General features: G+C 48.5%; 11 protein-coding genes. 3 read left to right on the forward strand and 8 right to left on the reverse strand.

Going from position 1 to position 12922, the window contains the following annotated elements:
• Nucleotides 1–399 precede the first annotated feature (399 nt).
• Entirely contained in the window at nt 400–3615 is a 3216-nt protein-coding gene (locus FIU82_RS17920) for a S41 family peptidase (RefSeq protein WP_152441827.1), read from the reverse strand.
• Nucleotides 3616–3961: 346 nt separating this feature from the next.
• On the opposite strand from FIU82_RS17920, the gene FIU82_RS17925 reads away from it, so the two are divergent.
• Nucleotides 3962–4174: a cold-shock protein gene (locus FIU82_RS17925; protein ID WP_022946139.1), complete on the forward strand. Its 213-nt coding sequence runs from the start codon at nt 3962–3964 to the stop codon at nt 4172–4174.
• Between the two features lie 38 nt (nt 4175–4212).
• Here the strand turns inward: FIU82_RS17925 and FIU82_RS17930 are convergent, their stop codons facing one another.
• The 3 genes from FIU82_RS17930 to FIU82_RS17940 form a co-directional block, all read right to left on the reverse strand.
• A complete protein-coding gene (locus tag FIU82_RS17930) occupies nt 4213–4854 on the reverse strand; it encodes an ACP phosphodiesterase (RefSeq protein WP_152441828.1) in 642 nt (213 codons plus the stop codon).
• A 246-nt stretch (nt 4855–5100) separates the two neighbouring features.
• Nucleotides 5101–5640, reverse strand: a complete 540-nt coding sequence (locus FIU82_RS17935; protein WP_152441829.1) for a hypothetical protein — start codon at nt 5638–5640, stop codon at nt 5101–5103.
• A 312-nt stretch (nt 5641–5952) separates the two neighbouring features.
• Complete coding sequence (locus FIU82_RS17940) at nt 5953–6855, reverse strand: LysR family transcriptional regulator (protein WP_152441830.1); 903 nt, start codon at nt 6853–6855, stop codon at nt 5953–5955.
• Between the two features lie 94 nt (nt 6856–6949).
• On the opposite strand from FIU82_RS17940, the gene FIU82_RS17945 reads away from it, so the two are divergent.
• Together FIU82_RS17945 and FIU82_RS17950 are read left to right on the forward strand one after the other, a co-directional pair.
• Complete coding sequence (locus FIU82_RS17945) at nt 6950–7432, forward strand: DUF2938 family protein (protein WP_152441831.1); 483 nt, start codon at nt 6950–6952, stop codon at nt 7430–7432.
• 9 nt (nt 7433–7441) lie between these two features.
• Nucleotides 7442–8083 (forward strand): thiopurine S-methyltransferase, encoded by a 642-nt coding sequence (locus FIU82_RS17950; RefSeq protein ID WP_152441832.1) that lies wholly within the window; start codon nt 7442–7444, stop codon nt 8081–8083.
• Between the two features lie 27 nt (nt 8084–8110).
• Here the strand turns inward: FIU82_RS17950 and FIU82_RS17955 are convergent, their stop codons facing one another.
• The 4 genes from FIU82_RS17955 to FIU82_RS17965 form a co-directional block, all read right to left on the reverse strand.
• Nucleotides 8111–9631 carry an arylsulfatase gene (locus tag FIU82_RS17955; protein WP_152441833.1) on the reverse strand — a complete coding sequence of 507 codons (1521 nt, stop codon included), beginning with the start codon at nt 9629–9631 and terminating at the stop codon, nt 8111–8113.
• 163 nt (nt 9632–9794) lie between these two features.
• Nucleotides 9795–9962 (reverse strand): hypothetical protein, encoded by a 168-nt coding sequence (locus tag FIU82_RS18685; RefSeq protein WP_157576217.1) that lies wholly within the window; start codon nt 9960–9962, stop codon nt 9795–9797.
• Nucleotides 9963–10318: 356 nt separating this feature from the next.
• Nucleotides 10319–11170 carry a universal stress protein gene (locus FIU82_RS17960; RefSeq protein ID WP_022944223.1) on the reverse strand — a complete coding sequence of 284 codons (852 nt, stop codon included), beginning with the start codon at nt 11168–11170 and terminating at the stop codon, nt 10319–10321.
• Nucleotides 11171–11179: 9 nt separating this feature from the next.
• Complete coding sequence (locus FIU82_RS17965; RefSeq protein WP_152441834.1) at nt 11180–12670, reverse strand: SulP family inorganic anion transporter; 1491 nt, start codon at nt 12668–12670, stop codon at nt 11180–11182.
• Nucleotides 12671–12922: the final 252 nt, after the last annotated feature.

Here is a 12922-nt window from a genome sequence, read left to right on the forward strand (position 1 = left end):
GCTACTATGCTGGGGGTACTCATAGTGTGCGCAGTGGGGTGGATGTTATCTCGAGGTAAGGTAGGCGTTTTGCCATACTGTAAGTTGGCAGTGTTACTCTGTTTTATTGTGCACCTATGTTTGTTGGTTTTAGACGGTGCCGAGCTTAACTCATACCCACCCACATTAGCATTGGTTTTTTTGAGCCTGAATAGCCTGTCTTTATGGTTACTCAACAGCAGGTTAGCCTACGTGAGTGCCCTGACTCTAAGGCGTTTACACCGAAGAAAGCGCAAAGTGCTTAAATACATGGAAACCGTGAATCAACAGTGCTAATAAAAAGGCAGGTGGATAACAGCTAGCCAATTCCTTTATATGTAAAAGGGCGCGATTTGCGCCCTTTTCATTGGTTAAGGTGAATTAAAACTCGCTGGGCGCCGGCGGCACACTCAGTGGTTTTTTCGGATTCGCTTTAAGCTCCTTTAACAGCTCTTCAACCGCACGCTCAATCGATGGGTCTTGGCCTTTGTAAATAAGCTCTGGGCGATCAATCACCTTAATATCAGGGGTGACTCCCTCATTTTCGATGATCCAATTACCTTCGTTATCTAAAATACGGAAGGTCGCGGCAATCACTTGGCCGCCATCCACTAGGCTGGGATTACCTGAAATGCCAATGAGGCCGCCCCAGGTGCGGGTACCGATCAGTTTACCTAACCCTGCTTGACGGAAGTAATAGGGTAGGGCGTCACCGCCGGAGCTGGAATAGCCGTTGATCAGCATGGCTTTTGGTCCATCGTGCGCAAACTGCGGCGTTTTTGTCGGCTCGACGCCACGGCGCTTCCAATAGTTCAGGGGCTTGCGAGCCAACCAGGTGATCATATGTTCGGGGATAAACCCACCGCCATTATAACGATCATCAATGATCATGGCGTCTTTGGTGGTTTGCGGCATGTAATTTTTAAACATGGCGCGGTTACCTTCATAATGGGTATTCGGCAAATGCACATAACCAATACGCCCGTCAGAGAGCTTATCAACATAAGCGGCGCGGGTGTTGACCCAATGCAAATAACGTAGCCCTTGCTCGCTGGCTACCGGCTCGACACTGACTTGCCATGCCCCCTTGCTACTCGGTTTGTCGTTAAGCACCAGCTCAATTTGCTCACCCTGAGTGTTCTCCAACAGCTCATAAAAGTTCGCTACTGTTTTCACCGAGCGACCATTAGCGGCGATGATAAAATCGCCTTTGCTGGCTTTTACGCCGGTGGTGCCCAGCGGAGAGCGGAAGTTTTCGTGCCAGTTCTCGCCTTGGAAAATATGCTCAATTTGCACATAGCCAGAGCGATGGCTGGCCAGTTTGGCACCCAGTAGACCATGGTTTTTACGCTCAGCTTTGGGCATATCGCCGGATTGCACGTAAATATGGCCAGCGTTAATTTCCCCGGCGACTTCACTGAGAACATAATCTAAATCTGCGCGGTGGGCCACGGCATTGGCCATGCCTTGGTACTTCTTAACAATGGCATCCCAGTCCTGCCCGTGGTGATTTTCATCGTAAAACCAATCGCGCAGGGTGCGCCAGCCTTCCACATACATTTGTTGCCACTCAAGCTGAGGGTCGATTTTCAGCGTCATATTGGTTAAATCCAATTTTGTGGCGCTTAAATCTTGCTCTGGTTTAGGCGCAATAATGCTGTAGTCATCGCCAGCGCGCACCAACAGGTGTTCGCCATTTGCCGATACCGTATAGCTGCTAACGCCCTTGGCCACGGTTTTCAGCTCGCTATCGTGCTCGGTGCCAAGTAGTTGTAAGGCGCCGTTAGCCATCACCAGCACGCCACCATCAACGCCATGCAGTGAGCGATAATCGCCCGAGGGCGCGTTTAGCGCGGTCACGCGTTGCATAAAGCCCGTGCTTTGCAGTTGGTTGCCATTGTCGGCATCGCTTTGTGCGTCGTCGTCACTCACTATGGTGGTTTCGTCACTTTGCAATGCAACCAATGGCGTTATATCAGTGTTCACCGCCGCAGCATAGATGCGCGTTGCGCGGTTAAACATGTAATCGAACTCGTAGCTGCTAAAGGCTAAGTTAAAGTCGCGCTCAGAGGTGAAATACAGGTAGTTGCCATCCGGTGAGAAAGTGGGGCTGTGCTCATTGGTCATCTCGTCGGTCAGGCGAGTCACGTCTTGCTCGTCGGTATTGTAATGCCATAACGAGCCGTAGCGGTTTTCATTGTTTTTAACATAGACAATGTCTTCGCTATTAGGTGACCAAGTGTACTGACGAATGCCTTCTTCATCATAGATACTGGTATCAATTTTATGCTGCTTGCCTGATTGCGCATCTAGCCACCATAACGTGTGGTTTTTATCGGCAAAAAGCAGCTTGGAGCTGTCGGGCGACCAGATGGGGGTAAAGCGCCAAATGGTGCCATTACTGGTCAGTTGCTTAACGGCGTTATTATCCGCGCGGTCCTGCAAATAAATCTCATATTCACCGGATTCGTCGCTCATGTAGGCAATATAGCGGCCGTTGGGTGACCAACTGGCGTCTATTTCTCGGCCTTTAGGGGTGTAGGAAAGGTTACGAGTTGGGCCTTTTTGAGCGGGGACGCTAAATAGCTCGCCTCGGGCGGTAAACAAGGCCCGTTTGCCATCATGAGACAGCGACATAGAGTCGATAAAGTCGCTCACATTTTTGCTGTAAGGCATGGCATATTGGCGCACGCCAGCCACATTAATGGTGAGTTTATTGCTTTGCTCGGTTTTGGGGTCGAAGCGATATAAATAACCCCCATTTTCGTACACCACCGCGTTGGGGCCAGCTGATGGCCACAGCACATCGAAGTCCTCATGGGTGGTGAGCTTTTTAGGCGCTTCGCCTTCGCGGTATTGATACAGGTTTAAGGTGTAGTCGCGATCGGAGACAAAGTAGATATTATCGCCCACCCAAGTTGGCTGCTGATCGGTGGCGCGATCTGTGGTCAGCTGCTTGGAACTGTTTTGTTCTAAATCATACACCCATACATCTTGGGCACGACCGCCGCGCGAGCGTTTCCAGGTACGAAATTCACGATCAATCGGGGTGTATACATATTTGCTGCCATCAGGGCTTAGCATGCCACCCCCGGTTTCAGGAATAGCCAGAGGCTGCTCTAAGCCACCATCGGCAGGCACCATGTATGGGCGGCCCATGCGTTTACCCCAAGGAGTGCGGTTAGCACGAAATACCACATGTTTACCATCGGGTGTCCAATCAAGCACCCGGTAATCGAAACCGCCACGCGGTGGCATAGGGCCAACATCGTTGTAATAGGTAAGCTGTTTAAGGCCAGAACCATCACGGTTAATGACGTAGATTTGTCGGCTGCCATTGTACTCGGCGGCAAAGGCGATCCGTTGGCCATCTGGGGAGAATTTAGGGAAAGTTTCAAAGCCGATATGATCGGTCAGGCGCTGGCTGGTACCGGTTTCGGTGTTTGCTACATACACATCACCAGCGTAAATGAAGGTGACGTGTTCGTTATGAATATCAGGAAAGCGCAATAAGCGTGTGTCTTCAGTTTCATAGGCTGACACCCACGGGGCCAGCGTTGCGGCCATGGCGAGTGCCAAGGTGGTTATTTTTCTCATCTTTGGTAACCCTTTTTTTAGAAGCTGTTACATCATAACAAGGGTACTTACAATTGCGACAGCGCTGCGATAAAAGGCTGTTACAAAATATGTCAGGTACTGAGCTTGGCGCAGATAAATGAAATAACATTAGGTAAACCCTAGTGCCTGTGTTAAGGTGCCCCTGTCTGATGAGTTCTACCCAGATTCGATATTTGCTTTTGTCCTTCAGTTCTTCGTGAGTCCTATCCAGTTAGTGTTCCACCCGAATTTAAGCACCAAGCCGTTCGTGTTAGCTAGTACTTAGTTTGGCATTACCGCGTCTGTTAACAGCGCACATTTATATTTAAAAGATTTTGGAGACACTATGTCTAATACAACTGGTACAGTTAAATGGTTCGACGAGAGCAAAGGTTTCGGTTTCATCACTCCTACTGATGGCGGCAAAGACGTATTCGTACATTTCCGCGCTATCGTTTCTGATGACGGCTACCGCACTTTGCAAGAAGGCCAAGAAGTTCAGTTCACTGTTGAACAAGGCGCTAAAGGCCCACAAGCTACACAAGTTACTGCTGTTTAATTACGGCGCTAATCTGTGATGCAATTGAGCGCATACGCTCACTTGCAATAAGAAATACCCGAGCCTGAGCTTGGGTATTTTTTTGTCTCGATTTTGCCCTGTTCAATAGCGTGGTGCTGAACATGCTCGCAAAGTAACGGGAAAAAGTGTAAAAACACCGCCTCAAACTGCTCAAAATGTTGCTCAATATCGTTAATGCTGCCAGCAAACTCATTGTTAAAGCGGATACGTTTGGCAATGTTATCCAGCGCCAAAGCCACCCCGTCTAAGTGGGCATAGGTGCTAAACCAGTCTTGGTCGCTCATACGCGCAACCACCTGTTGCATGGCTTGGGGCATATGCGATTGACGCCTTAGTAGCAGCGTGTAGGCGTGATTGCGAAAGTTAGCAAACTCCGTGCTACTGAAGCGCGACCAATGGCGAATGAGAAAGTGATCGAACAACACATCTAACGCCACCCCGGCAAAGCGGCGGCGCTGAGGTGAAAACAACTGCTTGGCTTGCCTAACCTGCTCATTGTTATCGGTGAACTTATCCACCAATAAATGATTTTTTAATCCCAAATACACAGGCCGAGGCAATTGCTCGGTACTAACACCACGGCGAAAGTCACCAAGCAGATTACCAAAGTGGGAATCCGCTGTATTTTGGGCCAAAAATAAATGCGCGAGGTAATTCATGACAGCTAAGTGTTCACAGGCTACATGCATTTAGTTTAAAGCATGAGCAAGGCTTAGGTGAAGTAAGTAGTGCCTGCTTAGGCGAGGGGTTAAAGGCAATGAAGCGTATAGTGAGACAGCTTAATTTGCGCCGTGAAGCTCAGAAATAGCGTTTTAATAGACCTTAAATTGTTACCTTTAGTTGGTAAGTGGGCTCCCTTGAGCAATTATTGTAATTTAATCTCATCTTTACTTACATCCGTGTACTTACTGGCCATCAGCCTCGTCTCCTTTTTTATTAAACATTAATTTGATAAATACGCTCGAACTGCTATTTGTTCCAATGCCGAAATAGGTCTCAGGCTTGCTGTTTGGAACAAATGTAATGAAATGCTTGTACGGTGTGTCAATCGCGCCAAGCTCATAATAAAAATTGCCAATATCCCTTTTCACGATGCCTGAGCTTTCAACTGTGGCAAGAAACTCGCGGCGCAGCTCTATATAGTCGTTTGTAATACTTGGCTCGGGTGATTGAGTTGCACTGTAAAGCTGATTGAAGGTCAGGCGCTCGCCGTCAACAGTCATTTCATCATCAAGCATTTCTTTGTTTGTATATGAGCTGATTTCAATATTGATGCCCTCACCGGTAAGGCGATAAGCATTGCCGGATGTTTTACACTCCAAAGGCATCAGAGGTTTGGCAATTTCATAAATAAGCTTATCTTTACCGGTAAAGTCACACTTTTGCGCAGCCAGAGAAGCGCTACATGGAAAGATAAATGGTAGGACAAAAAGTATCTTCTTCATCAATTTCCCTATTAACGAGTGATTTTCCTATAAGTATGGCAATCTATGTTCAGGGAATAAACACTAAGCGCAATTTTTGCTAGGAAATGCTCACTGGAGCCTTAAATTGCGAGGTAACTAATTGTAGCTAAGTGTTAGTGGGCTATGTACATTAAGTGTAAAGCATGAGCAATGCATGGCGAACAACTTTTGAATACATGAACTCATAGACAAAAACATGCAGTGATCTTCAAACTCACCCCTGTTTACTCACATTTTATACTCTGTGCGAGTGAAACAAGCGTGACTGAATCCCTGCGTTGCAGCCAACGATCAGCCATTGTCGGATGGTAAATGCGTGGCAATAAACTCATTCAGTTGCTGTTTTAATAGCTGGGCACGGCGGCTGAGTAATCGGCCACTGGGCCATAGTGCATAAATTGTACGCGGCTCAGAGCGCCAATTTGGGGCGATGCATTTTAGTTCGTTACGCTGTAGCTCGTCGATAATTTCAAAGCGGGGTAGCAGCGCTGCGCCCTGGCCATCACAGGCCAAATACTTTACAAAGCTGGTATCGTTAAATTGATGCATAAAACGCGGCACAAATTTATGGCGGCGTTTCGAGGGTAAGTGCGTTAATTGCCAGCTTTTACGCAGCGTAGTGCCAATTAAAGGCAAGGTACGCAGCTGCTCTAAGGTGTTTACCTCCTCACAGTTTTGCCGTTGCATAAATTCAGGGCTGGCGACCAATAAGGTGTCACTTTCACCTAAGCGTTGTTGCATAAACGCGCTATCGTGTTGGGGGCCAATGCGTATTGCCATATCCGCTTGGGTGTTGACCATATCCTGCTTATCATTGCTGAGTTCCAACTGTAGAGCAATTTGTGGGTAGGTGCGGGTAAAGCGCAGCCAAAACGGCTTTAAAAAACCATGGCTGAAGTTCATCGGCGCCAATACCTTTAGTTGTCCTGTTAGCGAGGCGTTGGCCTCGTTAAGACGGTGCTCAGTGTGCTCAAATTGCGCCACCAAATCGACATAGGCATGGTAGTAAACCTCGCCCTGTTGCGTCAGTTGGCAATGACGAGCACTGCGGTTTAGCAGTTTGCAATTAAGGTGCTGCTCTAAGCGTTGTAAACGCCGAGTGACGGTGGCTGGCGGCAGCGATAAAAGCTGAGCGGCGGCGCCTAGTCCGCCTTGTTGAGCAATATGAATAAATACACGAATATCATCAAACATGATTTCATAAATGAAATTTAAAGTTGTTTATTTCAGTGTATAGGTTATTAGTGAAATTACATATGCTACTGCCAATATCTTTTGGGAGTCGCATATGAATACAGACATGTTGTTATCGGCGCTTATTGTCGGAGTGATCGCCACTGCTTTGCTTGATGCCTGGGCATGGCTATTAAAATCGACCCTGCAAGTGCCTTCATTGCGCTTGTGTGTGCTCGGGCGCTGGCTACTGCAAATGCCCGAGCAGGGCATGGTGCAACGCCATGTTGCGCAACAACCAGGGCATCGTGGTGAATGTGCATTGGGCTGGAGCGTGCATTACGCTATTGGAATACTCTTTGCCTTAGGGTATTTTCTTATGTTGCAGTGGCTGCACCGCCCACCCAGTCTTATGATTGCTATCGCCTACGCCTTAGCCACGGTGGTATTTGCATTTTTTGTAATGCAGCCGGGCATGGGCGCAGGCTTAGCCGCGCGCCACAGCCCCAAGCCCTGGCTGGCACGGGGTAAAAGCATGCTGAGTCATGGTATTTTTGGTGTCGGCCTACACATTGGCAGTCTAATTGTGAGTAATTGAGAGTGTATTATGAATCCTGAATATTGGTTACAACGTTGGCAGCAAGGGGATATTGGCTTTGATCAACAAGAGCCTAATAGCAACCTAGTGGCGTTTTTCCCCACCCTAGCACTGACTCCAGGCGCGCGTGTGTTTGTGCCATTGTGTGGTAAAAGTATTGATGTGCAGTGGCTGTTGCAACAAGGGCACGCTGTGGTTGCGGTGGAGCTCAGTGAAGACGCCGTGCAGGCGTTGTTTCAAGCGCTTCAGCTCACCCCAGATATCTCTCAGCAGGGTGAGCACCGGTGTTATCAGGCGGGCAACCTCTGCGTGTATGTGGGTGACGTGTTTGCGCTTGAACGGGCACAATTAGAGGGAGTGACGGCTATCTACGATCGCGGCGCACTGGTCGCCTTAGATGCGCCCCTGCGCATGCGTTACAGCGCCAAGCTAAAAGAACTGTGCCCTCAGGCGCAGCAGCTTGTGGTCACTGTGGAGTACCCTCAACCCGAGCCGAAAAGCACACCGCAATCGGTTCCAGCAGATGAATTACAGCAACTCTATGGTGACCATTATCGCCTTGATTGTCTTAACCGAGCAGCCATGCCCGAGGGCATAAAAGGGTTTACTCCGGCGTTTAATAGTACCTGGCATCTCAGCATTGCAGGCTAGGCAGGGCGCATGCCCTGCCATCTGTGATTAACGCCCCATTGATTGATTACTGATCTGCTCACTAATATCAGTAACTTGTACTGACATACTCTTCTGCGAAGGCGGGAACTTTTTAAAAGTAGCGACAAATTCAGCTATTTGCTTCGCTGCTGGGCCAAGGATCCAACTGCGGTTTTCGGCCCATTCGTCATAGCCCCGTGCTTCGTGGAAACGCTCAAAAGGGTCTTGCTTCAAATTAGTAATATAGGGGGTGGTGAGCGCCTGTTGTGGTGAGCGGAACCAATGCTCTTGCTCAGTGAATAGTAGCTTCCAGTCGCCATGACGAAGGCCATGAAAAGTGGTCTCGGTGAAATAGTAAAAGTCTTTTCGTTTGGTTTTCCCGTTGTTGAGCAACAATTCGCTTTGGTCATAACCGTCTAAGTGTACTTTATATGAGCGTCCGGCGACTTCCTTGCCCTGCAGTAACTGCTGTTTAATATTGCTATTGCCAGTCCATGCCATAAGGGTGGGCAGCCAGTCTTCCATGGTCATGAATTCGCCAGTGCTCACGCCTGCGGGAATTTTGCCCGGCCATTTTACGACCAATGGCACGCGAAAGCCGCCTTCCCAACCACCAACGCCCTTCTCGCCATGAAAGGGCTGATTACCGCCATCTGGCCACGAATTAGATGCAGCACCATTATCGGTCGAAAACATAACTATGGTGTTATCGGCGACCTTAAGTTCATCAAGTAAGTTTAAAAGCTCACCAACATCGTCGTCCATTTCCATCATGCCATCGGCATATAATCCATAGCCACTGCGACCCTGGTAATGGTCGTTAAGGTTAGTGCGATAGTGCATGCGGGTAGTGTTATGCCAAACGAAAAATGGCTTATCTTGTTTAACTGCTTCACGAATAAAGCGTTTTGACTCAACCAATACTTCTTGATCTAAGTTACGCTGTCGCTCTTGTCCAAACGGACCTAAGTCTTGGATGCGTTGACCGCCGTTTTCCAGCGCTTTCGAGTGAATTACGCCACGCATTTTTAAGCCTAGGCGTTCTTGAACTTGAGGGTCTTGAGGGTAATCTTGCTGCCCCGGGTACTCACCGGCATTAAGGTGGTAAAGGATGCCAAAGAACTCGTCAAACCCGTGATTGGTGGGCAGATGCTCATCGCGATCACCTAAATGGTTTTTGCCAAATTGACCGGTGGTATAACCTTGAGCTTTGAGTAAGGTTGCCAGTGTTGGATCACTTTCTTGGATCCCTTCTTTCGCCCCAGGCAAGCCAACGGTACTTAGTCCCGTGCGCATTGGGTATTGGCCTGTGATAAAGGCTGCGCGTCCAGCAGTGCATGACGCTTGGGCGTAATGGTCCATAAACATCATGCCGTCATTGGCAATGCTGTCAATGTTGGGCGTACTGCCTCCCATCATACCGCGATGGTAAGCGCTAATATTCCACATACCCACGTCGTCACCCCAAATCACTAGAATGTTGGGTTTGTCAGCGGAAAAGGCAGAGAAGCAGGGCAAAAGTAATATAAAAACAGCGAGGCGAAGCATCTTGGTTCCTTGTTCGTGATTAAACTCAACTAGGTATAGTTAGTACCTAAAAATTAATCAAGCAGGCCACCGAGAATTTATAGTATAAATGGTAAGTAAGATGATTGAGGTCAAATTATGTGAAATAACAGAGGCGCGGCGCTTGGGTGCACCGCACACTTGATCACTGGCTTGTGAGCCAATGCATAAAACCTTGCATATCGGCTTTGTTGGCAAACTCAATGTAGCTTTTTCCTTGATGGTGGCGAATCGCCATCGCATGTTTGTTCACGGAAATAGCATGGATAGGTAGCGCAATATCAATACGCTGATTTTGATATAAATAGGACATAATAAAACTCTTTTTATTTGGGCGCCTTGGGCGCAAAAAATAAGCCTTATTATCGTCTGGAAATGGCCGCGTTGTTCACACGGAGCAGGCTCTGGCTTTTACTTGCAACAGATAAAGGCATTGAGCTTATAAATCTCTGGTCAGACTTTTAAGGCTTGTATTGTGGCGATGGAACTGACTGGATCAAGGAAAGGCATCACGATGACACTGTGGTGTCGGGTTTGCTTGGTGAGATAATGCAAACAAGCGGCCACTATAAGGCAGTTGATTGTGCAAAGCAAGTAAATAATCACTTACTTTGCAAATGTTGAAGGCAAAGCCCGCGCAGCAAAGCGCCTAGCGGGTTTGAAGTGTGTTTAACGTAACACTACCAGCGGGATATCTAAGGTTTCCAGCATCCGTAGGGTATTGCTACCAACAAAAAGTTGCCGCAGTTTCGAGTGCGCGAAAGCGCCCATAACCATCAACTCGATATCATTGGCTTGTTTATAGGCCATCAGCGAGTCGTAAATAGGGCCTTCAAGCAGCTCAGCTTTGACATCAAACCCTTGCTCTTGCAAACGTTGCGTGGCTAGCTTTAGCTTTGGTGCTAAGTCACGTTCTTTATTTTTTACCGCCACCAAGTGGCAGGGGATGCCATGTAAAAGGCCCCCGTCGATAACCTTCTGCAGTGCCTTGTCGGCGGTGGCGCGGCCATCATAGGCAATCATAAATGACTTTGGTGCTGAGAACTGCTTTGGCACCAATAGCACTGGCGCGCTGGCCTGGCGTAGCAAGGTCTCAATGTGTGAGCCCAATGCTTTGAAGTTATCTTCATGGTTTTCACCACAGCGACCAATAACGATTAACCGTGACATGTCACTGAGGTCAATAATGGCCTCGACCACATCGCCATGGCGTTGGCGCGTTTCTACTTGCTCAACGTTAGCCTGTTTGGCTTGTGTGGCCAAGTCTTCAAGTAGCTGTTGCCCCAACTCCAACGCCATTTTGCCGCGCTTTTCATCGAGCTCTGTCATCTCATTTAGTAACGATGAGCGGGCTCCGAGACCGATTGCACCGCTAAGGTCGTCCGCGCCGTGTTGCTGTTGGCGCTCAATGGTGTGTAAAAAACACAGCGGGTGTTGCAGTTTATTTGCTGACCAGATAGCGGCGTCAGTGACCGCTTGGGTGATTGCTGAGCCATCCACGCAGGTAATTATTTTCTTCATAGTATGCTCCTAATGTCCGCCCATGAGCTTATCCACTTCTTTGGGGTCGTTGTGAACGCCAAATTTGTCTACTACGGTTTCGGTGGCTTCGTTCATTCCGATAACACTGACCTCTGCGCCTTCACGGCGATATTTTATGACTACCTTATCTAACGCAGCCACGGCTGTCACATCCCAAAAGTGAGCATGAGTTAAATCAATAATCACTTTGGGGGCCGCTTCTTTAAAGTCAAAAGCAGCAATAAATTGCTCTGCCGAGGCAAAAAAGACTTGGCCTTTGACGGTGTAGGTTACGCTGTGCTGCTGTTCATTATGGCTTGTTGTAACCGCCATAAAGCGACCAATGCGATTGGCGAAGAACAGCGTGGCGAGTAACACCCCAACGAGCACACCCAAGGCGAGGTTATGGGTGGCAACGACCACGATAACGGTGCTGATTATCACCACATTAGTCGATAATGGGTGGGTGCGTAAGTCGCGAATAGACGACCATGAGAAAGTACCAATCGATACCATAATCATCACTGCCACCAACGCCGCCATGGGGATTTGTTTTAGCCATTGATCGAGAAACACCATCATGATCAATAAAAAGCTGCCAGCAACAAAAGTAGAAAGCCGACCACGACCGCCGGATTTAACATTGATAATAGATTGCCCAATCATGGCACACCCGGCCATACCGCCGAACAAGCCAGCACCAATATTGGCTATACCTTGGCCTTTACACTCGCGGTTACGATCGCTTGGAGTATCGGTCAAATCGTCGACGATAGTGGCGGTCATCATCGATTCCAGTAAGCCCACCACGGCAAGGCCGACAGAGTAGGGAAAGATAATACTAAGGGTCTCAAGGTTCAAAGGCACATCCGGCCACAAAAATACCGGGAGGGTGTCTGGCAGCTCACCCATATCACCGACAGTGCGAATGTCTAAGCCCAGAACCATGGCAACAATGGTCATCGATACGATGCATACGAGTGGCGAGGGGATCACTTTGCCGACCACAGGGACATAGGGGAATAAATAGATAATAGCTAAACCGGCAGCGGTCATCGCATACACATGCCAGGTGACATTAGTGAGCTCCGGCAGTTGTGCCATAAATATCAATATCGCCAAGGCGTTGACGAAGCCGGTGACCACCGAACGAGAAACGAACCGCATTAGTTCACCGAGGCGCAGTGTTCCGGCAATGATTTGCAGCACCCCAGTGAGTAAGGTTGCGGCCAGTAAGTACTCTAAGCCGTGCTCTTTAACGAGTGTGACCATCAGCAGCGCCATGGCGCCAGTGGCTGCCGAAATCATCCCCGGACGACCACCAACAAAGGCGATTACCACGGCGATACAAAAAGAGGCGTATAACCCCACCTTAGGGTCGACCCCGGCGATAATGGAAAAAGCAATGGCTTCGGGCACCAGTGCAAGCGCCACTACGATTCCAGCAAGCACATCGCCGCGAATATTCGAAAACCAGTCTTGTTTTACGTGTTCAAACATAGAGATAACCTAACGCGTTACTAGTTGGCGCCCTCGGATAAGCTACAAACGCTGAAAAGCTTAGCGTCACAGCCTCGATAACATGGCACGAACTATTCTTTACCTTAATGGGCAATGATTGTGTTATTGAGTGTGTTCGCATACTGCGCGCACAATAAAGGTTGCGGCACTAAGTGTAGTGCACAAAAGGAAGGAAAAAGCCTAGGGCGGCGTAAATGTCACAATAATGCTCCAAATACTTAATTATTTTTT

The sequence above is a fragment of the Pseudoalteromonas sp. THAF3 genome (assembly GCF_009363775.1).
Taxonomy (GTDB): domain Bacteria; phylum Pseudomonadota; class Gammaproteobacteria; order Enterobacterales; family Alteromonadaceae; genus Pseudoalteromonas; species Pseudoalteromonas ruthenica.